The organism is Nitratireductor alexandrii (assembly GCF_004000215.1).
Lineage (GTDB): Bacteria > Pseudomonadota > Alphaproteobacteria > Rhizobiales > Rhizobiaceae > Mangrovimarina > Mangrovimarina alexandrii.
Map to the genome: position 1 here is coordinate 425,370 of NZ_RBVY01000005.1, position 21,330 is coordinate 446,699.

The window sequence follows — 21,330 nt, forward strand, 5'->3', positions numbered from 1 at the left end:
AGTCCGTCTGGCAACGACTATAGGGTGATTTCCGCCGAAATCATGTTGAACGGCCCTCTGCGGCATGCAGGCCGTGCCGCACCGGCGCCGGACACCTCAGAAGGACTGGCCGATGCCGGCATAGATGCCGAAGGTCGGATCGCCGGGGCGCCTGTTCAAGGGCACGCCGACATCGACCCTGAGCGGACCGAACGGCGTCAGGTAGCGCACCCCGAGGCCGGCGCCGAACTGCATGTCGGCGAAGTCGGGCGTGGTCGAGGTCGAAACCGCGCCACCGTCGATGAACGGCACGATGCCGAAACTGTCGGTGACCTGGATGCGCATCTCCGCCGACATCTCGACGTAGGAAAGCCCGCCGGTCGGCATGCCGGCGGCATTGCGCGGACCGATATCCTGGTAGCCGTAGCCGCGCACCGAGCCGCCGCCGCCCGCATAGAAGCGCCGGTCGGCGGGGATCGCGGCAAGCGGCGCGCCGAAGATCGAGCCCGCCGCCAGCCGACCGGCGGCGACGAAGCGCTTGGCCTCGTCCAGCGCCCGATAGGCGGACGCCTCGCCCTTGATCTTGACGAAGCTGGTCGCGTTGAGGAAGTCGTGCGCCGGCTCGACATAGGCGAGCAGACGGAAGCCGGATTTCGGATCGAGCCTGTTGTCGCGGTTGTCGAACACGTACTGGATCGGCGTGCTGGCGATCAGATGCTCGTTGCTGCCGAAGGAATCGTCGATCTTGGAATAGTCGAGCGCGACCTCGGCCGACACCGTCTGCGTGTCGGTGAGTTCGTAGCGCAGGCCCGTCGCGCCCTTGACCGAGAAGCGGTCGAAGGCGTCGGGATGCTCGAACGTGGCGTCCAGCCGCGCGATGAATTTCGACGGCGGCCCGATCACGCCCGGTTTTTCGAACAGCAGCCCGGCCCGGTAGTCGAGCTTGCCGAACTGCGTCGTGTCGCCGATCCGGCTGATCGAACCTTCCACGCGCAGCTTTTCCGCCCGCCCGAACAGGTTGCGGTGCCCCCAATAGCCCTCGAGCCCCGCGCCCTCGGTATTGGAGAACGTGGCCCCGACGCCGAAAAAGCGATGCTTGCGCTCCGACACCGTCACATCGACCGGCAGGCTGCCGTCGGCATCGAGCGCGTCGGCCTCGTTGACCGCCACGCTGTCGAACACTTCGAGCTCCAGGAGCCGTTCGCGCGCCGCCTCCAGCTCGTCGGGCGAATAGGTCGCGCCCGGTTCGATCCCCGCCATATAGGCTGTGAACTCGCGGTCGACCCTTTCGGTCCCCTCGACGCGCGTCGCGCCGAAAGGCGCGACCGGCCCCGCCTCCAGCACCAGGGTGACGTCGAGCAGGCCGGTCTTGTGATCGGCCACGATCTCGCGTTCGGTCACCTGCGCCAGGGGGTGGCCCCTGTCGCGCAGCGCCCGCACCATTTTCGCTTCGGCGTTGAGGATCACCGTCGAGCCGGCCTCGCCGCCGGGCATGAGACCGAAGCGGGCCGGCGCGATGTCGCCGGTATCGCCGCCGACGTCGATCCGGCCGAGACGGAAGACCTGGCCCGGCGTCACCACCACCCGCACCGGCACCGGTTCGGCGGTAAATTCCGCGTCGGGCGGCAGGTCGTCCAGCGCCCGCCCGGCGATCGAAATCTCCACCGTGCCGTCGTAGCGCGCTGCCTCGTAGAGCGCGGCGACCAGCAATTCGCGCTCGGTGCGCGCCTTCGCCAACAGGCCCAGCGACCCCGACACCGGACGGTCGGCGTCGGCGAGAAGCGTCGAGGCGGCTCTGAGCCTGCCGTCCAGCTCGGACCCGGCATCGCCGGTTTCGAGTTCGACCGCATAGGTGAGCGGATCGACGACGGCCGCGACGTCGTCTTCCTGCTTGGAGCCGAACAGCGTGATGCCGAAAAGCTCGAACGCAAAAGCCGGCCCCGGCGCCAGGACGAGAGCCAAGGCGACGGCGGACACGGAAGCCAGGCCGCGACGAACGCGCCTGCCGTGCGGTACTCCAGAACTTTCCGCGCCCGGGCTCAGCATGGCTCCAACATAGCGATAATGGTTAAAATTGCCCTGAAGGTTTTAGCGGATGTGGAAACGGGATGCACCTCCGCGGTTCCCTCCCTTCGCATGCTTGGGTGATTTCACAAGGGGTTCGCCGGAAAAAAACGACGATCGCTTCGCCCTGTTTTCACCATTACGGCAAGCTGATACGCAAATCGGCGCCGCCCGGATGGCTTTGCGGGCCCCCCAGCGCGGCGAACGGAAGGAACCGCGCCCGATGCGTGTGCTTGTCGTCTACTGCCATCCGGTGCCCGAGAGTTTTTGCGCCGCCCTGCGCGACCGCGCCCTTGCCGCGCTCGCCGCGGCCGGTCACGAAACACGCCTTGTTGACCTTTATGCCGAGGGTTTCGATCCGGTGATGGACGCCGAGGAACGGCGCGGCTACAACATCCACGAACCGGTCGACGACAGGCTCGCGCCCCATATCCAGGCGCTGCGCTGGGCGCAGGCGATGGTGTTCGTCTACCCGACATGGTGGTACGGCCAGCCGGCCATGCTCAAAGGCTGGTTCGAGCGGGTCTGGGCCAAGGACGTCGCCTTCACGCTTGCGGACGAAGGCGGGCGGATCGAGCCTTTGATGCGCCACGTCGAAAAGCTCGCCATCCTCACCACCTGCGGCGCGCCGCGCTGGTGGTCCTTTCTCGTCGGCCATCCCGGACGCAAGACCCTGCTGCGCGGCATCCGGGCGCTGTGCGCGCGCCGTTGCCGCACGCTCTACCTCGCCAAATACGAGATGGACGCGGCGGACGAACCGGCCCGCGCGGCCTTCCTGGCCAGGGTCGAGCACAGGCTGGCGGCGTTTTTCGCCTGAGCGCCGGCCAGCCGGCCTGTGCGTCGCCGCCCGACGCCCGGCCTCCTGCTGCGAAGACGGCGAAAGGCGCCGTCCGGCCTCGAGCGCGAAGGCGGCGCGACACGCTCTGGCCGCATTCGCGCGCCTACCATCACATTGATTGACAAGCCGACACAAAGCTTGGCCAAATATCGGCGACCACGCGCCGACCGCCGGAGGATTTCATGTCGCCACGCACGGGCAAAGGCCTTTTTCTTACCCTTTTCACGACGCTCGCCCTGCTTGCGGCGCCGGCCTTCGGCCAGGAAACGCGCCAGATCGTCACCACCGCCGATTCGGACTATTACGGTTTCGACCTGCGCACCGAGCGCGACGTCTCGCTCGACCAATGCAAGGCCGCCTGCCTGGCCGATCCGGCCTGCCGCGCCTTCACCTTCAACACCAGCGCGAAATGGTGTTTTCTCAAATCCGACTACAATCAGCTGAACCCGTTTCCCGGCGCGGTTGCCGGCAAGGTCGAGACGGCCCTCGGCGAGCCCGACATCGGCGCGCCGAAAACGCTCTCCTTCGTGCCCGCCCACGTGACCGGCGATGCCGAGCGCCTGCGCGCCGACGTGCTTGGCAAGGCCAATGCCGGCGGCGCCGGCCTCGCCTTCCTGGTCCAGGCGGCCGAAAACGCCATGGCCTCCAACGATCCGCGCGCCGCCCTGCTCAACTACCAGAACGCGCTCGCGATCCTGCCCGACGACACGGCGATCTGGACCGGGCTTGCCGCCGCCGCCAACGCGGTCGTGCCGCGCTCGGGCGAAAGCGCCTATTATTTCCAGCGCCTGGGCACGGGAGCCGCCATCAACGCCTATCTCCTGTCGCGCACCGCCAACCAGCGCGCCGACGCGCTCAACCAACTGGCGCCGGCGCTCGAAAAACGCAGCATGTTCCGCCCGGCGATCACCGCCTACGAGGAAAGCCTGGCGCTGGTAGCCTCGCCCCGGATCCAGGCGCTTTACGCCGACCTGAAGCGTCGCAAGGGGTTCCGCGTCGTCGAACACACCATCGATTCCGACAGCGCCACGCCGCGCGTGTGCGTCCAGTTCTCCGAGGATCTGGTCAAGAGCGGCATCGACTACGCGCAATTCGTGCGTGTCGACAACGCGCCGACCACGGCCGTCGACAAGGGCGCGCGCGAACTGTGCGTCGCCGGGCTCGAGCATGGCGGGCGCTACCGCATCGTCATCCGCCAGGGCCTGCCGGCCGCGATCGGCGAGGTGATCGCCGAGCCCGTCGCGCTCGACATCTATGTGCGCGACCGCTCGCCCTCGATCCGCTTCACCGGCGACAATTTCGTGCTGCCGGACAGCGCGCGCCGCGGCATCCCGCTGGTCTCGGTGAACACCGACAAGGCCGAGATCGCGCTCTACCGCATCGGCGCGCGTTCGCTCGCCCGGCTGATGGGCGAATCGCGCTTCCTGCGCCAGCTCGACGCCTATGAGCTGGGCAGCATCGCCGACGATCTCGGCGCGCCGGTCTTCGAAGGCACGATCGACATCGCCGCCGACCGCAACAAGGAGGTGATCACCTCCTTCCCTGTCGACGAGGCCGTCCCGGAGCGCGAGCCCGGCGTCTACGTGATGACCGCCGTGCCCGAAAACGACCGCCGCGACAGCTGGGATTCGCGCGCCACGCAATGGTTCCTGGTCTCCGATATCGGGCTTGCCACCTTCGCCGGCGAGGACGGGCTCAACGTCTTCGCCCGCTCGCTCGACAGCGCCGCGCCGCTTGCCGACGTCACGCTGCAGCTCATTGCGCGCAACAACGAGGTGCTCGCCACCGCGCGCACCGACTATGACGGCCGCGCCCGCTTCGACGCCGGCCTCGCACGCGGCGAAAACGGCCTTGCCCCGGCCGTCATAACCGCCGAGACCGGCGAGGATTTCGTCTTTCTCGACATGACACGGGCCGGTTTCGACCTGTCCGACCGCGGCGTCACCGGCCGGCCCTCGCCCGGCGCGCTCGACGTCTATTCCTGGACCGAGCGCGGCATCTACCGCGCCGGCGAGACCGTGCACGCCGCCGCCCTGGCGCGCAATCCCGCCGCCGACGCCATCGACGACCTGCCGCTGACCTTCATCTTCCAGCGCCCGGACGGGGTGGAGGACCGCCGCATCGTTTCCAACGGTGCCGAACTCGGCGGCCATGCCGTCGAGCTGGAGTTGACCGACAACGCCATGCGCGGCACCTGGAGCCTGCGCATCCACGCCGATCCGAAAGAGCCGCCGCTGTCGGAGAAGTTCTTCCTGGTGGAGGATTTCGTGCCCGACCGCATCGAGTTCGATCTCGCCGCCGATCGCGAGGACATCGCCCTTGGCGAGGCCGCCTCCGTCGAGGTCGACGGGCGTTATCTCTACGGCGCGCCGGCCGAGGGCCTGGCGCTCGAAGGCCAATTGGCGATCACGCGCAGCCGCGAATGGGCGCGCTTCCCGGGTTACCGGTTCGGCCTCGAGGACGAGGAGGATGTCGAGGACGTGCGCGTCGCGCTCGACGGCCTGCCGCGCACCGGCCCGGACGGCAAGGCCGCCTTCCCGGTCGAACTTGCGCAAGTGCCCTCCACCACCCAGCTGCTCTCGGCCGAGATCTCGGTGCGCATGGTCGAGGCCGGCGGTCGCGCCGTCGAGCGCAAGCTCGAACTCGGCGTGGAGCCCGAGGGTCCCTCGCTCGGCCTCAAGCCCGAATTCGAGGGCGGTCAGGTGCCGGAAGGCAGCATCGCTAGTTTCCGCGCCATCGCGGTCGGCCCGGACGGCGCGCGGCTCGACGCCGCCGGCCTGTCCTGGTCGCTGGTCAAGATCAACCGCCAGTATCAATGGTATCGCAGCGGCAATTCCTGGCGCTACGAGCCCATCGTTTCGACCAGCCTGGTCGAGGAAGGCAGCATCGACGCCACGGCGGCGGGCGAGGCCCAGATCAGCGTTCCGGTCGACTGGGGCCGCTACCGGCTGGAGATCGAGACGGACGACCCCGCGGGGCCGGTCACCAGCGTGGAATTTTCCGCCGGCTGGTTCGTCGCCGCGCGCTCGACAGAAACGCCGGACGGGCTGGAGATCGCGCTCGACAAGGAAAGCTACCGGGTGGGCGACACCGCGCGGCTGAAGATCGAGTCGCGTTTCGCCGGCGAAGCGCTGGTCACCGTCGGGTCGGAAAGCCTGATTTCGACCGTGACCGCCGCGGTTCCCGCCGACGGCGCGACCATCGAGATCCCGGTGACCGAGGACTTCGGCGCCGGCACCTATGTGACGGCCACCCTGTTCAGGCCCGGCGAGGCCGCCGAGACGCGCCTGCCGATGCGCGCCATCGGCGTGAAATGGCTGACCGTCGACCCCGGCCCGCGCAAGCTCGCCGTCGCCCTGGAACTGCCTGAAAAGACCGAGCCGCGCCAGCCGCTCACCATCCCGCTCGCCGTCACCGGCCTGCAGCCTGGCGAAGAGGCCTATGTCACGGTCGCCGCCGTCGACGTCGGCATCTTGAACCTCACCCGCTACGAGGCGCCGGACCCGGCCGGCTGGTATTTCGGCCAGCGCATGCTCGGCATCGAGATGCGCGATCTCTACGGTCGGCTGATCGACGGATCGCCCGGCGCGACCGGCCGGCTGCGCACCGGCGGCGACGGCGGCGGCATGAGCCCTCAGGGCAGCCCGCCGACCGAAAAGCTGGTCGCCTTCTTCTCCGGCATCGTCAAAGTCGACGAGGACGGGCGCGCCACGGTCGCCTTCGACATTCCGCAATTCAACGGCACCGCCCGCGTGATGGCGGTCGCCTGGTCGAAATCGGGCACCGGCAGCGCCGAACGGGACATCGTCATCCGCGATCCGGTCGTGCTGACGGCGAGCCTGCCGCGTTTCCTGGCGCCCGGCGACCAGACCCGGCTGCTGCTGGAGATCGCCAACACCGACGGGCCGGCCGGCGCCTACAAGCTCGGCCTCGCCACCGGCGCCGCCCTGGTCGCCGACACCGGCGCCCTGCCCGCGACCCTCGACCTGCCCGCCGGCGGCAAGACGACGCTCACAGTGCCGGTCGCGGCCGAAACCGCCGGCGACGGCGCGATCACGCTCACGCTCTCCCATGCCTCCGGCCTGGCGATCGAACGCACGGTCGCGCTGCCGGTCCGGCCCGGCGTCATGCCGGTCACGACCCGGCGCACCGTGGCGCTGGCAGGCAAGGGCGGCAGCCTGAGGATCGACGGGGAACTGCTCGCCGCGTCGATCGCGCAAGGCGCCTCGGTCACCGTCAACGTCACCCGCGGCTCCGCCTTCGACGTGCCGGCGCTGCTGATGTCGCTCGACCGATATCCCTATGGCTGCGCCGAGCAGACGACGAGCCGGGCGCTGCCGCTGCTTTATGTCGGCGAATTGTCGAAATCGGCCGGGCTGGAGGACGATCCGGCCCTGCGCGGACGCGTGGCCGACGCGATCGAACGGGTCCTGTCCCATCAGGCCTCGTCCGGCTCGTTCGGACTGTGGGGCCCGGGCTCCGGCGATCTGTGGCTCGACGCCTACGTCACGGATTTCCTGACCCGCGCACGCGAGCAGGACTATCACGTGCCGGCCGCGGCCATGGACCAGGCACTGCTTAATCTGCAGAACTCGCTCGCCTACGATGTCGATCTCGCCACCAATGGCAGCGAGGTCGCCTATGCGCTCTACGTGCTGGCGCGCAACCGCAAGGCGTCGGCCGGCGATCTGCGTTATTATTCCGACACGCAGCTCGGCGCCTTCTCCAGCCCGCTGGCACGGGCCCAGCTCGCCGCCAGCCTGTCGCTTTACTGCGACGCCCAGCGTGCCGGCCAGGCCTTCTCCTCCGCGCTGACGCTGGCGCGCGGCGTGAAACCCGGCCTGCAGTCCCGCGCCGACTATGGCTCGGCGCTGCGCGACGGCGCGGCCATGCTGGCGCTGGCGGCCGAAAGCCGGCCCGAGCCGGCGCTGGTGCCGCAAATGGTCTCCTACGTCTCCGATATCCGCAAACAGACGCGGTATCTCAGCACGCAGGACCAGGCCTGGATGCTGCTCGCCGCGCGCGCCGTCGCCGGCGCCAGCGACGACATCCGCCTCGACATCGGCGGCAGCCCGCACGAGGGCGCCTTCTCGCGCCGTCTTAGCGGCGAGGCGCTGGCATCCGATCCGTTCGTGATCACAAACAGCGGCGACGAGCCGGTCGAGGCGGTGGTGACCACGCTCGCCGCCCCCGAACAGCCTCTGCCGGCCGGCGGAGACGGGTTTTCGATCGAGCGCAGCTACTACACGCTCGACGGCAAGCCCGCCTCGATCGCCGCCGCCCGCCAGAACGAGCGCTACGTGGTGGTGATCAAGGTGCGCGAACACAACGACTGGCCCTCGCGCATCCTGGTCAACGATCTCTTGCCCGCCGGGTTCGAGATCGACAATCCGCGCCTGGTCGGCAGCGCCGAGCTGAAGAATTTCGAATGGCTCGGCCAGACAAACGCGGTGCATACCGAGTTCCGCGACGACCGGTTCATCGCCGCCTTCACCCGCGGCCAGGGCGGCGATCGCGACTACACGCTCGCCTATGTGGTGCGCGCCGTCACGCCGGGCGTCTTCGTCCACCCCGCCGCCAGTGTGGAGGACATGTACCGCCCGCAGCTTTCGGCGCGCACGGCCTCCGGCTTCATGGAGGTGGTGGGCGAGTAAGAGACGGAGGCCGACGATGAGCACGCGCCCGATGGGCCGTTTCCGGCGTGCGGGACCGCCCGCGCGCGGCGCGCGCCGGGCGGAAAGGTCATGCGCCTGAACCGGCCGGCCCTTGTCCGTCTCGCGCGCCGGAGCGCGCTCGCCGTCGCCGTTCTGGCGGTCGTGGCCGGCGCCGGCCTGTGGCTGCTCGACCGGCTCGACCGCGCGTTTCCGCCGCCGCTCGACAGCGCCGCCGCGATCTCCACCGAAGTCGTCGACCGCAACGGCGTGCTTTTGCGCGCCTACGCGCTCGAGGACGGACGCTGGCGGCTCGGCGCCGATCTCGACAGGATAGACCGCGCCTTTGTCGCCATGCTGGTCGCCTATGAGGATCAGCGGTTCTGGAGCCATCGCGGCGTCGATCCGCTGGCGCTTCTGCGCGCCGCCGGCCAGTTCCTCGCCCATGGCCGCATCGTGTCGGGCGGCTCGACGCTGACCATGCAGCTCGCCCGGCTGATCGAGCCGCGCGCCGAACGCAGCCTCGGCGCCAAGCTGCGCCAGATGGCGCGCGCCCTGCAGATCGAGCGCCGGTTGTCGAAACGCGAGATCCTGACCCGCTATCTGACGCTCGCGCCCTATGGCGGCAATCTGGAGGGCGTGCGCGCGGCGAGCCTGGCCTGGTTCGGCAAGGAGCCGGCCCGGCTGTCGCTGCCGCAGGCGGCATTGCTGGTCGCCCTGCCGCAATCGCCGGAGGCGCGCCGGCCGGACCGGCATCCCGACGCCGCGCGCGCCGCCCGCGACCGCGTGCTGGCGCGCATGGCAGGCGCCGGCGTCATCATCGACAGCGAGGTCGCGCGCGCGGCCGCCGAACCGGTCTCGCCGGTCCGCCGCCCGCTGCCGGGCTTCGCCGCCCATGTCGCCGACGCCGCGCTGCGCGAAGAACCCGCCGCGCAACGCCACCAGCTCACCATCGACCGCGGCGTGCAGGAACGGCTGGAACTGGTCGCGAAAAAGGCGGCGGCGCGCATCGGCCCGAAAGTCTCGGTGGCGATCGTGCTCGCCCGGGCCGACACCGGCGCCATTCTCGCCAAGGCCGGCTCGGCCGATTATTTCGACGCTGCCCGCGCCGGCTGGATCGACATGGCGCGCGTCGCCCGCTCGCCGGGCTCGACGCTGAAACCCTTCATCTACGGGCTCGCCTTCGAGGACGGCCTGGTCATGCAGGAGACGACGATCGAGGACCGGCCGGCCAATTTCGCCGGCTACCGGCCGAAGAATTTCGACATGGAGTATCAGGGCGACGTCAGCGTGCGCCAGGCGCTGCAATTGTCGCTGAACGTGCCGGCGGTGCGGCTGCTCGACACGGTCGGCCCGGTCCGGCTGGTCGCGCGCATGAAGCGCGGCGGCGTGACGCCGACGCTGCCGGAGGGCGAAAGGCCGGGGCTGGCCATCGGCCTCGGCGGCGTCGGCCTGTCGCTGGAGGAGCTGGTCCAGCTCTATACCGGCCTGTCGCAACGCAGCCGGGTCGCGCGGCTGCACAGCCGCGCCGGCGCCGAGCTGCCAAAGCCGCCCGGCGAGCCGATCCTGTCGCCGCAGGCCGTCTGGCAGATCACCGACATCCTGTCCGGCGTCGCCCCGCCCCAGGGCGCGCCGCGGCTCGGCATCGCCTACAAGACCGGCACCTCCTACGGTTATCGCGACGCCTGGTCGGTCGGTTATGACGGCCGCCACGTCATCGGGGTCTGGGTAGGCCGTCCCGACGGCGGCGCGGTGCCCGGCCTCACCGGCTATCTCGCCGCCGCGCCGATCCTGTTCGAGGCGTTTGCCAAATCCGGGCTCGGCATCGCGCCCCAGCCGCGTCCGCCGGCCGGCGCGGTCCGGCTTGCACGCGCCGACCTGCCCTTCGCCCAGCGCCGCTTCGCCCCCTCGGCGCGCGAGAGCGCCGACGCGCCGGTCGAACCGGCGCCGGAGATCGTCTATCCACCGCAGGGCGCGCGTGTCGATCTCGGCCTGCGCGCCGGTGCCACCATGCCGCTGGCGCTGAAGATCAATGGCGGCCGCGCGCCGTTCCGCTGGCTCGCCAACGGCCGCCCGGTGCGGCTGTCGGCGCGGCGACGCACCGCCGCCTGGACGCCGGACGGCGCCGGCGCCTCGACCTTGACCGTCATCGACGCGGCCGGCCGCGCGGCCAGCGTCAACGTGTTTCTGGAATAGGCGAGCGCCGTCCCTACCCCGCCGGGCGGCCGAGGCCTTTGAGCTTGTCCATCACCTCGGCCAGACAGTCCTGCGGCGTGCGGCCCGAGGTCTCGATATGCAGGCCGGCGCGGGCGTAGAGCGCCTCGCGGCTGGTCAGGATCGATTTCAGCTCCTCCATCGCCGCCGGATTGCCGGCCATCGGCCGTGTGTCGCCCTGGGCGCGCACCCGGGCCATGTGCTCCTCGGGCGCCGCCTTCAGCCAGACGGTATGAAAGTTGCGCAACAGGATGTCGAAGGTTTCCGGCTCGGCGACGATGCCGCCGGCCGCCGCAAGCGCGATGTCCTCGCAGGTGGCGATGACGCGCTCGAGCGCCTGGCGTTCCAGCCGCCGATAGCCTTCCTGGCCGTAAAGCGCCATCACCTCCGTCACCGGCATGCCGCTCGCCGCCTCGATCTCCTCGTTCAGCTCCATGAACGGCAGGCCGAGCGTGTCGGCCGCCATGCGCGCCAGCGTCGATTTGCCGGCACCGCGCAGGCCGATGAAGGCGATGCGCCGGGCGCGCCTGAGCGCCGGGTTCTGCGGATCGAGGATGGCGATCACCCGCCGGCGCTCCTCGGCCGTCGCGCGCTGGAAAAGCCGCGTCACGGTGCCCGCCTCCGACGCCCACGGATCGTCGGCGGCGACCAGCCATTCGATCTTCAGGTCGAGCGCCTCGGCGATGCGCCGCAGAAGCAGGATGGAAATATTGCCTTCGCCGCCCTCGAGCTGGGCCAGATATCGCTGCGAAACCCCCGACTTTTCCGAAAGCACCCGCCGCGACAGGCCCTTGCGGGCGCGCGCCGTGCGCACGCGTTCGCCGACCAGCGCCAAAAGGGCCCGGTTGGCCGCGTCCTCGCCGGCGGCCGTTTCCGGCGGCCTTGCCCGTCCATCGAAGCCGACGATCTCGTCCATGCGCTCACGATCCGTTCCAATTTATGCATTATAATGCACAAATTGCCGAGATTCGCAAGAACGGCCGTCGCCGTCAGCCGGATACCGCCAGCGGCCCGATCAGGGCGCGGATATCCGGCGGCGCGGCCATCTTGCGGAACGATTTCGCCTCGACGAACACGCACACGAACGTGCCCTCGAAACACAAGCCCCCGTCCTGGCGTCCGGCGACCGAAAACCGCACCGAGCTTTCGCCGAGTTTTATGAGCGTCACCGCGCAGGCAAGCGGGTGTCGGGGCGTGACCGGCGCGCGGAAATCGAGGCTCATATGCACGAACGGCGTGCCGACATTGCGGTCGAGATTGAGCCGGTACCAGTCCTGGCCGACATGCGCCTCCCACCAGGCGTCGATCGCCTCGAGCGCGAAATAGGGAATGCGGCCGGTATAGGCGATCAGCGCCGGATCGCAATCGGCCCAGCGCACATGCACCGTGTGCACGAAACCGCTGCCCGCCTCGGCCTGAGACGCCTTGTCGTCGGTCCTGGCATCCATCGTCCAGTTGCTCCGCTAATAGGTCTCGACATGGTAGCGGCCGGTGTCGCGCATCGTGTCGCGCACCGCCTTCCAGTCGAGCCCCGCCCCGCGCGCGATGTCGGCAAAAGCCTCTTCCACGCCGGCTTCCATCGCCTTGAGCCCGCACACATAGACATGGGTGGTGTCGGAGGCCAGCATGGTCGCGATCTTGTCCTTTTCGACCCGCATCCGGTCCTGCACATATTCGCGCGGCGTCCCCTCCACCCGGCTAAACACCAGATGCTTGTCGAGCAGCGCGTCCGGCACCTTTTTCAGCGGGCCGAAATAGGGCAGCGAATCGGGACGGCGCGCGCCGAACACCAGCATCATGCCGCCGGTCTCGCCAGACGCGGCGCGCTGGCGGCGCATGGTGAAGCCGCGAAACGGCGCCGAGCCGGTTCCCGTGCAGATCATCAAGATCGCGGCGCGCGCATCGTTCGGCATCAGGAAGGTCGAGCCGAACGGCCCCGTCAGCTTGACCTGGTCGCCGCGCTTGAGATCGCAGACATAGTTGGAGGCCAGCCCGTGCGGCTCGCGCTTGACGGTCAAAGACAGGTTGTTGGTGTTCGGGCGCTCGCCGTCGCGCGGCGAGGACACCGAATAAAGCCGCATGCGGTGCGGCCGACCGTTTTCGTCCGTGCCCGGCGGCGCGATGCCGACACTCTGGCCCTCCAGCACCGGAAACGAGGTCGTGCCCAGATCGAGGATGATGTGGCGCACGTCGGAATCGGCATTGTCGCCGGTCAGCCGGTAATTGCCCTGCACGGTGGCGACGGCCGGGCTGGCGGCGGTGAACAGGTTGACCGTCGGCTTGGCCGCGGAGGCCGGCGCCTTGGCCGCGCCGCCTGCGCCCTTGTGCGCCTCGGCCAGAAGGGCGGCGACCTCGTCGTCCAGCGCCTCGATCGCGCCGCCGCCCGCCCCGTCCCCGGCCTCGAACTCCTCCTGTTCGGGCAGCTCCATCCAAGACAGCTGCTCCTCCAGCGAATAGGGCGTCTTGACGATCCGCCAATTGTCGATCGAGCCGGTCGGGCACGGGGCGATGCAGGCCATGCAGAAATCGCAGATCGAAGCGTCGACCACGACATTGTTGTCGTCGTGGGTGATCGCGTCGATCGGGCACGCCTCCTCGCAGGTGTGGCAACGGATGCAGATTTCCGGATCGATCAGATGCTGTTTGACGAGCGCGGTCATGAAAATCTTCGCTCCGGGGTTCTGGTTTCAAGACCGGTCCCGCGCCCCCTCTGGCGGGCGCGCAGGCCGGGTCTCGCCTTACGCCATGTGCAGCTGCACATACTCGAAATCGCCGGGCTTGTTGTCGATCCCCACGCGCGGCGGCGCGATCCAGCCGGCGAACTTGCCCGGCTCCCACACCGGCACCATCAGCGAGGCGATATAGTCGCCGTCGGCTTTCGACGGCAGCCATTCGTCGCGCTTCTTGTCCCATTCCTCCTTCGACACGATCTCGCCGTCGGGGGTGATGTTGGCCTGGCCGAACACGCCGATCTGGCGATGGAAACCCGGATGCGGCAGCTTCATCTCGAACGGGATGCCGATCTTGGCGATCATCGCGTTCCAGCGGTTCACGCCGCCCTGGGAGTCGCGGATATAGTCGTCGCGCAGCCGCATGTTGATCGCCGACAGCGCCGGCAGATCGGCCGTCACCACCTTGCCGTCGACGAGCTGGACGACAGGATAGGTCGCATCCTTGAGCTGGTGGTCGTCGTCGATCTTGGTTTCCTGATAGCGGCCCTTGATGCCGGCGGCGAACGCGTTGGCGGCGTTGGTGGACACTTCCGAGCCGAACAGGTCGAGCGACAGCGTGTAGTGCAGGTTGAGCTTCTTCTGGATCGTCGGCAGGTCGATGACGCCGAGCGCGCGCACCGCCTGGATGTCGTAGGGATCCTCGATGCCCGCCTCCTTCATCGCCTCGCAGGTGCGCTGGATGACCCGGCCCACGCCGGTCTCGCCGACGAACATGTGATGCGCCTCCTCCGTCAGCATGAAGCGGCAGGTACGCGACAGCGGATCGAAGCCGGACTGGGCCAGGCTTTCGAGCTGCATCTTGCCGTCGCGATCGGTGAAATAGGTGAACATGAAGAAGGACAGCCAGTCGGGCGTGGCCTCGTTGAAGGCGCCCAGCATTCGCGGCGCCTCCTCAGACCCCGACGAGCGGCGCAGCAATTCGTCGGCCTCCTCGCGGCCGTCGGCGCCGAAATATTTCTGCAAGAGATAGACCATCGCCCACAGATGCCGCCCCTCCTCGACATTGACCTGGAACAGGTTGCGCATGTCGTAGAGCGACGGCGCGGTCTTGCCGAGATGGCGCTGCTGTTCGACCGAGGCCGGCTCGGTGTCGCCCTGGATGACGATCAGCCGGCGCAGCATGGCGCGGTGTTCGCCCGGCACTTCCTGCCAGGCCGGTTCGCCGTATTGTTCGCCGCACGGGATGCGGCGATCCTCGACCTGCGGCGCGAGCAGGATGCCCCAGCGATATTCCGGCATCTTGACGTAGTCGAACTTGGCCCAGCCCTTCGGATCGACCGAGATCGCGGTGCGCAGATAGACCAGCGATTCCTGGAATTTCTGCGGGATCAGGTCGTTCCACCAATTGATGTAGCCCGGATGCCACTTCTCCAGCGCCTTGAGAACGCGCCGGTCGGACGAAAGCCCGACATTGTTGGGGATCATCGTGTCGTAGGAAACATTGATCAGTTCGGACATAGGTCACTCCCGCAAGACTGTAAGCCGTGATTGGTCGCCGGGGCGAAGGAAACGGGCCGGCCCGAACGGCCGCGCGCCGTGGACGGTCCTCACACCCTCTTCATGTCGAATTCGCCGCGCAGCCCGGTGCCGTAGCGCTGCAGCGCGCCGGTCTCGCCGACCGCGTTGGGACGCTGGAAGATCCAGTTCTGCCAAGCCGTCAGCCGGCCGAAAATGCGCGTCTCCATGGTTTCGGGCCCGGCGAAGCGCAGATTGGCCTCCATGCCGGTGAGCGCGTCGGGCGAAAAGCTCGCCCGCTCCTCCAGGAAGATGCGCACCTCGTCCTCCCAGTCGATGTCGTCGAAGGCGAAGGTGACCAGGCCGAGCCCGCTCGCCGCGTCCGCCTCCAGCGCCTCACCGATCCGTTCCTCGGCGGCCCCGACGCTCGCCGGCTCGCCGAGAAAGCGCGTCTCCAGGCGCGTCAGGTCGTTCGACATCGGGTACGGCCCGAAATTGCCCTTGGTCAGGGTAAGCGTCGCGACCGAGCGGTTGTCGCCCTCGAACTCGCCGTCGGCCATATAGGAGCGGTCGGCGGCGAAGGCGAGTTCGGCCAGGGGACCCGCGAAACAGGAGCCCGGCTCGATCAATGCCGCCAGCGAGCGCGAGGTCATGTCGACGCGTTTCAAAACCCGCTTCCAGTAAAGCAGGATCTCGTTGGCGAGCCAGTCGTCGCGATTGTCGAGCAAAAACGCTTCGTGCGCGGCGACCAGAGCCGGGTCGCCCTGGCTGCGAAACACGATGACACCGATCTCGAGTTCATTGTTGCGCAGATGCAAAATGGCGTCGTCGAGTTCGCGCGCCGCCCGCAGCATCCAGCTTTCGGCGCCCTCGGCGTGCAGCGCCTCGACGGAGGCCGGCGCCGGGGCGTCGGGACCGTGCACGGTCAGCCGCGCGATGCGTTTTTCGCGGTCGATCTCGACCTCGACGCTCGAATAGGTCGCCGATCCGTCCTCGGAAAAACCGCGCTTGAGCGGCGTCAGCGTAATCCCCTTGGCGTCGGCGGGCCGCTTCGACTTGGCCGCGTATTCCCGCGCGCGGGCCGCGACCGTCTCGGCGAATTTGGTGTTGGGCACGACGTCGTCGACCAGACGCCAGTCCTTGGCCCGGCGCCCTTTCACCCCCTCCTCGATCGAGCAGAACACGTCGGCGTGGTCGCGGCGCACCTTGCGCTTGTCGGTGACGCGGGTGAGCCCGCCCGTGCCCGGCAGCACGGCCAGAAGCGGCACTTCCGGCAGCGCGACCGAGGACGAGCTGTCGTCGGCCAGGATGATGTGGTCGCAGGCGAGCGCCAGTTCGTAACCGCCGCCCGCGCACGCGCCCTTGACCGCGCAGATGTAATATTGCCCGGACTCCGCCCCCGCCGCCTCGAACGTGTTGCGGGTCTCGTTGGTGAACTTGCAGAAATTGACCTTGTGGGTGTGCGCCGCCCCGCCCAGCATGCGGATATTGGCGCCGGCGCAGAACACCCGGTCCTTGCCCGACTGCAGGACAACGACCTTGATTTCGGGATGCTCGAAGCGCATCCGCTGGACCACGTCCGCCAGCTCGATATCGACGCCGAGATCGTAGGAATTGAGCTTGAGCTCGTAGCCCTCGAACAGGCCGCCATTCTCGTCGACATCCATGAACAGATGCGCGACCTCGCCGTCATAATCGATCCGCCAGTGGCGATACTGCGACGGGTCGGTCTGGAAATCGATTGTCTTGGCCACGCTCTGCCTCCACCTTGCTGCTGCACTCTAGTGCAATATGATGCAAATTCCAAGCCCGATTGGCTTAACTATAGCGATATTTCGCCGATTGCTCCGCAGATTTCATGCTCAATATGAATTATAATTCATATTTTCCATGCCAATACGGGCCGCCGTGCCACAAGGCGCTCCAAGGCGCCGGAGCCGGCCTCCGCGTCGATCGCCGCGGCGAAGGCGATCGACGCCTCGGCGAGCTGCGCCACGTCGACCCCCATCACGCGTTCCGTTCGGCCATGCCCCGCGTTCCACAAGCAGTCGGCCGCGTGATGGGCAAGACGATCGGCCGCGCGCGGCCGCCCCATGCCGAGCTTCAGGCAGCAATTGGCCAGCTGGATCATGCCCTGGACGAGCATCCGCTCGGCGCTGTTGGGCCTGAGCCCCATCCACACCGGCTCCCAGACCTCGTGCGCCTCCCAGAAGAAGCCGTTGCCGTAGAGCGCGAAACCGTAGAGCCAGGCCTGATTGTCGGCCCAGCCGGCCGGATCGGTCGTCTCCGGCGCGGCATCGGCGATGTCGATGAAGACGCCGCTTTCGGGCCGGCGCGTCACGCCGGGCACGAAGGCGGTGTCCGGCAGCGGCCAGGCCGCGGCGTGACCGAAAATGCGATCGGACATGCTGTTTTCCGGCACCGTTCGCGCCTCGCCGGCTATGCCGCCTCCGCCTCGGCCGCCTCGATCGCGTCGAGCCGCGCCACGAACTCGGCCATCGCCGCGAGCGTGCGGGCCGGCTGGTCGATATGCGGCGAATGCCGGCAGTCTTCCAGCATCGCAACGTCGACCGGATTGTAGCTCTGCGTCTCGAGCGCCTCGATCTGCGCGCGCGAGCCGTACTGGTCGTCGACGCCCTGGATCGCCAGCACCGGCACGCGGATATAGGCGATCACCTCCTCGATGTTCCAGGCTTCGAATGTCGGATCGAGCCAGGCGTCGTTCCAGCCCCGGAACGCATTGTCGACATCGCGATGATAGCGCCCGAGCCGCGCGCGCAGGTCGCCCTCGTCATAGGCCTGGCGCGCGTCGCGGATCGCGTCGAGCCCCATCGGCTCGGTGAAGAAATGCGGCGCCATCAGCACCAGCCCGCGCACCCGGTGGTCCTGGACCGAGCCGGCATAGATCGCCGCGATCGAGGCGCCGTCGGAATGGCCGGCGAGCACGCCTTTCTTGAAGCCGATCGCCTTGAGCACGTCGGGCAGCACGTCGACCGCCTCGCGGGTCATGTAGTCGAGCGGGCGCGGCAGCGCGGCCGCGTCCGAGCGGCCATATCCCTGCCGGGAATAGGCAAACACCCCATAACCGGTCGCCTCGGCGAGCTTTTGCGGGAAATCGCGCCACAGCTCGACGCAGCCGAGCCCCTCGTGCAGGAGCACGATCGTCGGCGCGCGCTCCGGCGTCGGGCCGTAGCCCCTGCCCTCGAGCGACACGCCCCGGGTCCGGATCACCATGCTTTCGCCGCTGGTCCACATGTCAGGCAGCTCCTTGTCTGAGTTTGAAACGCTGGATCTTGCCGGTCGCCGTCTTCGGCAGGTCGGGCACGAAATCGATCCGGCGCGGATATTTCCAGGCGCCGACCTTGGCCTTCACATGGTCCTTGAGCGCCTGCTCCAGCCCGTCGCCCGCGACCTTGGTCTTCAAGACGACGAAGGCGCGCGGCTTTTCCAGCCCCGCCTCGTCGCGGTCGGCCACCACCGCCGCCTCCAGCACCTCGGGATGGGTCACCAGCGCCTGCTCGACCTCGAACGGCGACACCCAGATGCCGGAAACCTTGAACATGTCGTCGGTGCGCCCGCAATAGACGAAGCGGCCCTCGGCGGTGCGCTCGTATTTGTCGCCGGTGCGCGTCCAGCGCCCCTCGAAGGTCGAGCGGCTCTTCTCGCGCTGGTTCCAGTAATTCTCCGCCGCGGAGGGACCGTCGACCAGAAGCTCGCCGACCTCGCCGACCCCGACCTCGCCGCCGGTCTCGTCGACCAGCCGCAGCGCGTAGCCCGGCACGGCCACGCCCGACGTGCCGTAGACGATGTCGCCGGGTGCGTTCGACAGGAAGATGTGCAGCATCTCGGTCGAGCCGACCCCGTCGATAATGTCGACGCCGGTCGCCGCCTTCCAGCCATTGCCGATCTCGGCCGGCAGCGCCTCGCCGGCCGACACGCAAAGCCTGAGCCTGTCCATCCCGTCCGGCCGCGCCCCGCCGGCGGCGGCCACCATGGCCGCGTAGAGCGTCGGCACGCCGCAAAAGATCGTCGGCCTGATCTGGGCGATGGCGGCGAACATGTCGTCCGGCGTCGGCCGCCCCTTGAAGAGCGCCGCCGTCGCGCCGGCCGCCATCGGAAACGTCATCGCGTTGCCGAGCCCGTAGGCGAAAAACAGCTTGGCCGCCGACAACACGACATCGTCCGCCCGCATGCCGAGGATTTGCGCGCCGAACGTGTCGGCGGTCGCCTTCAGGCTGCCATGCAGATGGCGAACCCCTTTCGGCCGGCCGGTCGAACCCGACGAATAAAGCCAGAAGGCGCATTCGTCCGCGCTCGCCTCGACCGTGCCGCCGTCCCGGCTCGTGGCGAGTTCGGCGGCGAAATCGGCATGCCCGTCCGCCGCGCCGCCGACCACGAACACCGTGGCGAGCTCCGGCAGCCGGTCGAGAATCGGCGCGACCACCGGCAGGAGCTCGCGCGACACGAACAGCGCCTTGGCGCGGCTGTCGGCCAGGATGATCTCGTAATAATCGGCCGAAAGCAGCGTGTTGAGCGGCACCGGCACGACGCCGGCCTTCAGCGCGCCCCAGAAGATCACCGGAAACTCGATCTGGTCGAGCACGATCATCGCAGCCCGATCCTCGCGCCGCACCCCGTGGCGGCAAAACAGGTCGGCCATGCGGCCGGCCTCCCGCGATAGGTCGGCATAACTCAACCGCCGTCCCTCTTGCCCGCATTCGACGAAGGCAACGGCCTCGCCGCGCCCCGCCGCGACATGCCTGTCGATGAAATAGGCGGCGGCGTTGCCGTTCTCCTGACCCAAAACCATCCTCCTCCCGAATGCGATTCTGGCTCCGCGACAACCATATGATCAGGCGGCGGATTTATGCGATATCATGCACAAACACGCCGCGAAAGGCAAGCATCCTCCTGGAGGCGAACGCATGGATTGCAAACCATTCCATCCGCATCAGCCTCGTTTCGGCTTTTTTGTCAAAAACTTGGTCCAGGGCAGCGACCATAATTGCATTATATTGCAGATGTCGCGGAAGTGCGGGCCCTCCCGACCACCATGCCGTTCAGATCATGTCGGGCCAGTCCGGGCGCTGCGCGCGCCGTCCGCGCGGGTCGTTGCCGTCGGCAAAGCCCATGTCGCGCCGGAGATGATCGGGAAGCGTGCGCGGATCGAGGCGACGCCGACGCGAACGCGGCCGGGCGAGGAAAGCCGCGACACGCCCGATCCAGGACCGGCCACGCGGCGCCAAAAGTCGCGAGAGATAATCTGCGCTGGCCATGGCACACCGCCTTCCTTATGCTTGATTGTTGATGCGTCGATCGGGACTCTGACCGGAAAAGCCTAGATTTTCCAATCAAACGGCAACCGGAACACATAAGGGAGTTTTATCCATCATGGTTGCGCCGCTCCCGCCCCTGGCTGCGCTGCGCGCCTTCGAGGCCGTCGCCCGGCACAATAGCTTCACCCGCGCTGCCGGCGAGCTCGGTATGACCCAGGCCGCGGTCAGCTATCAGATCAAGGTTCTGGAGGAGCGGGTCGGCGTGCCGCTTTTCGTCCGCCGCCCGCGCCGGATAGAGCTGACCGAGACCGGCAGCCGCCTGGCGCCGGCGATCGGCGAGGCCTTCGAGCGGATCGCCGCCGCCTGGCAGGAGGCCCGCCACGGCGCGCAGGGCACGCTGGTCATCAACACGCTGCAGACATTCGCCTCCGCCTGGCTCGCGCGCCATATCGGCTCTTTCCAGATCGCCCATCCCGGCATCGCGGTCCGCATCGAGACCGACCAGAAGGTCATCGATTTCGTCCGCGACGAGGCCGACATCGCCGTTCGTTCGGGCTCCGGCGGCTGGCCGGGCCTGATCGAGCACGAACTGATCGGCACCGACTTTTCGCCGATGCTGTCGCCCGGGCTGGCCGCCTCGGCGGGCGGGCTGCGCGAGCCGGCCGACCTGCTGAAGCTGCCGATCGTGTCGCCCAACGACCCATGGTGGCCAGACTGGCTGGCGCGCGCCGGGCTTGCCCCCGACGCGCTCGCCGGACGGCCGCACACCAGCCTGGGGTCGCAAGCCGTCGAGGCGAGCGCCGCGATCGCCGGCCAGGGCGTGGCCCTGTTGACGACGGCCTTCTACCGCCAGGAGATCGAGGCCGGCCTACTGGTCCAGCCCTTCGACATCGTCGGCACGGAGGGCCAAGCCTATTTCCTGGTCTATCCGCAGGCCCGGCGCAACGCGCCCAAGACGCGCGCCTTTCGCGATTGGATCCTGCCGCTGTTCGACCGGCAGCCGCGCTGAGGGCGCGCGCCCCGCGGCGCCGGCCGCGCTTGATCCAGGTCATGGCGTGGCCGCATCGTTCGCGCCACCTGTGGCAGGCCAGCATGCGCACCGCCAGAAAAGGCTGGACGCG

14 protein-coding genes are annotated in these 21,330 nt (G+C 68.4%); 4 read left to right on the top strand and 10 right to left on the bottom strand.

What is annotated here, in order from left to right:
- Positions 1-96 precede the first annotated feature (96 nt).
- Positions 97-2,025, bottom strand: coding sequence for an autotransporter assembly complex protein TamA (locus tag EP380_RS14230; protein WP_127599061.1), 1,929 nt, complete (start codon positions 2,023-2,025; stop codon positions 97-99).
- Between the two features lie 241 nt (positions 2,026-2,266).
- On the opposite strand from EP380_RS14230, the gene EP380_RS14235 reads away from it, so the two are divergent.
- The 3 genes from EP380_RS14235 (at position 2,267) to pbpC (ending at position 10,728) form a co-directional block, all read left to right on the top strand.
- Complete coding sequence (locus EP380_RS14235; RefSeq protein ID WP_127599062.1) at positions 2,267-2,860, top strand: NAD(P)H-dependent oxidoreductase; 594 nt, start codon at positions 2,267-2,269, stop codon at positions 2,858-2,860.
- Positions 2,861-3,063: 203 nt separating this feature from the next.
- Positions 3,064-8,535 carry an alpha-2-macroglobulin family protein gene (locus tag EP380_RS14240; protein ID WP_127599063.1) on the top strand — a complete coding sequence of 1,824 codons (5,472 nt, stop codon included), beginning with the start codon at positions 3,064-3,066 and terminating at the stop codon, positions 8,533-8,535.
- A 90-nt stretch (positions 8,536-8,625) separates the two neighbouring features.
- A complete protein-coding gene (gene pbpC / locus EP380_RS14245; protein ID WP_127599064.1) occupies positions 8,626-10,728 on the top strand; it encodes a penicillin-binding protein 1C in 2,103 nt (700 codons plus the stop codon).
- A 13-nt stretch (positions 10,729-10,741) separates the two neighbouring features.
- Here the strand turns inward: pbpC and EP380_RS14250 are convergent, their stop codons facing one another.
- From EP380_RS14250 to EP380_RS14290, 9 genes are all read right to left on the bottom strand, one after another.
- Positions 10,742-11,662 (bottom strand): helix-turn-helix transcriptional regulator, encoded by a 921-nt coding sequence (locus EP380_RS14250; RefSeq protein ID WP_106571463.1) that lies wholly within the window; start codon positions 11,660-11,662, stop codon positions 10,742-10,744.
- Positions 11,663-11,735: 73 nt separating this feature from the next.
- Complete coding sequence (locus tag EP380_RS14255; RefSeq protein ID WP_106571462.1) at positions 11,736-12,194, bottom strand: acyl-CoA thioesterase; 459 nt, start codon at positions 12,192-12,194, stop codon at positions 11,736-11,738.
- 15 nt (positions 12,195-12,209) lie between these two features.
- Positions 12,210-13,406: a benzoyl-CoA 2,3-epoxidase subunit BoxA gene (boxA, locus tag EP380_RS14260; protein ID WP_106571461.1), complete on the bottom strand. Its 1,197-nt coding sequence runs from the start codon at positions 13,404-13,406 to the stop codon at positions 12,210-12,212.
- Positions 13,407-13,484: 78 nt separating this feature from the next.
- On the bottom strand, positions 13,485-14,936 hold the full coding sequence (gene boxB, locus EP380_RS14265) for a benzoyl-CoA 2,3-epoxidase subunit BoxB (protein ID WP_106571460.1): 1,452 nt from the start codon (positions 14,934-14,936) through the stop codon (positions 13,485-13,487).
- 89 nt (positions 14,937-15,025) lie between these two features.
- Complete coding sequence (boxC, locus tag EP380_RS14270) at positions 15,026-16,687, bottom strand: 2,3-epoxybenzoyl-CoA dihydrolase (RefSeq protein ID WP_127599065.1); 1,662 nt, start codon at positions 16,685-16,687, stop codon at positions 15,026-15,028.
- A gap of 125 nt (positions 16,688-16,812) precedes the next feature.
- On the bottom strand, positions 16,813-17,340 hold the full coding sequence (locus EP380_RS14275) for a DUF309 domain-containing protein (protein WP_238719865.1): 528 nt from the start codon (positions 17,338-17,340) through the stop codon (positions 16,813-16,815).
- A gap of 32 nt (positions 17,341-17,372) precedes the next feature.
- Entirely contained in the window at positions 17,373-18,188 is an 816-nt protein-coding gene (locus EP380_RS14280) for an alpha/beta fold hydrolase (protein ID WP_127599066.1), read from the bottom strand.
- A 1-nt stretch (position 18,189) separates the two neighbouring features.
- Positions 18,190-19,743, bottom strand: coding sequence for a benzoate-CoA ligase family protein (locus EP380_RS14285; protein ID WP_127599067.1), 1,554 nt, complete (start codon positions 19,741-19,743; stop codon positions 18,190-18,192).
- Positions 19,744-19,993: 250 nt separating this feature from the next.
- Complete coding sequence (locus EP380_RS14290) at positions 19,994-20,209, bottom strand: hypothetical protein (protein WP_127599068.1); 216 nt, start codon at positions 20,207-20,209, stop codon at positions 19,994-19,996.
- A 115-nt stretch (positions 20,210-20,324) separates the two neighbouring features.
- On the opposite strand from EP380_RS14290, the gene EP380_RS14295 reads away from it, so the two are divergent.
- Entirely contained in the window at positions 20,325-21,218 is an 894-nt protein-coding gene (locus EP380_RS14295) for a LysR substrate-binding domain-containing protein (protein WP_127599069.1), read from the top strand.
- Positions 21,219-21,330: the final 112 nt, after the last annotated feature.

Bases quoted from the DNA above. Each gene is read 5' to 3' on its own strand.
- EP380_RS14230 (WP_127599061.1), bottom strand. From the start codon at position 2,025: ATGCTGAGCCCGGGCGCGGAAAGTTCTGGAGTACCGCACGGCAGGCGC.
- EP380_RS14235 (WP_127599062.1), top strand. From the start codon at position 2,267: ATGCGTGTGCTTGTCGTCTACTGCCATCCGGTGCCCGAGAGTTTTTGC.
- EP380_RS14240 (WP_127599063.1), top strand. From the start codon at position 3,064: ATGTCGCCACGCACGGGCAAAGGCCTTTTTCTTACCCTTTTCACGACG.
- pbpC (WP_127599064.1), top strand. From the start codon at position 8,626: ATGCGCCTGAACCGGCCGGCCCTTGTCCGTCTCGCGCGCCGGAGCGCG.
- EP380_RS14250 (WP_106571463.1), bottom strand. From the start codon at position 11,662: ATGGACGAGATCGTCGGCTTCGATGGACGGGCAAGGCCGCCGGAAACG.
- EP380_RS14255 (WP_106571462.1), bottom strand. From the start codon at position 12,194: ATGGATGCCAGGACCGACGACAAGGCGTCTCAGGCCGAGGCGGGCAGC.
- boxA (WP_106571461.1), bottom strand. From the start codon at position 13,406: ATGACCGCGCTCGTCAAACAGCATCTGATCGATCCGGAAATCTGCATC.
- boxB (WP_106571460.1), bottom strand. From the start codon at position 14,936: ATGTCCGAACTGATCAATGTTTCCTACGACACGATGATCCCCAACAAT.
- EP380_RS14275 (WP_238719865.1), bottom strand. From the start codon at position 17,340: ATGTCCGATCGCATTTTCGGTCACGCCGCGGCCTGGCCGCTGCCGGAC.
- EP380_RS14280 (WP_127599066.1), bottom strand. From the start codon at position 18,188: ATGTGGACCAGCGGCGAAAGCATGGTGATCCGGACCCGGGGCGTGTCG.
- EP380_RS14285 (WP_127599067.1), bottom strand. From the start codon at position 19,743: ATGGTTTTGGGTCAGGAGAACGGCAACGCCGCCGCCTATTTCATCGAC.
- EP380_RS14290 (WP_127599068.1), bottom strand. From the start codon at position 20,209: ATGGCCAGCGCAGATTATCTCTCGCGACTTTTGGCGCCGCGTGGCCGG.
- EP380_RS14295 (WP_127599069.1), top strand. From the start codon at position 20,325: ATGGTTGCGCCGCTCCCGCCCCTGGCTGCGCTGCGCGCCTTCGAGGCC.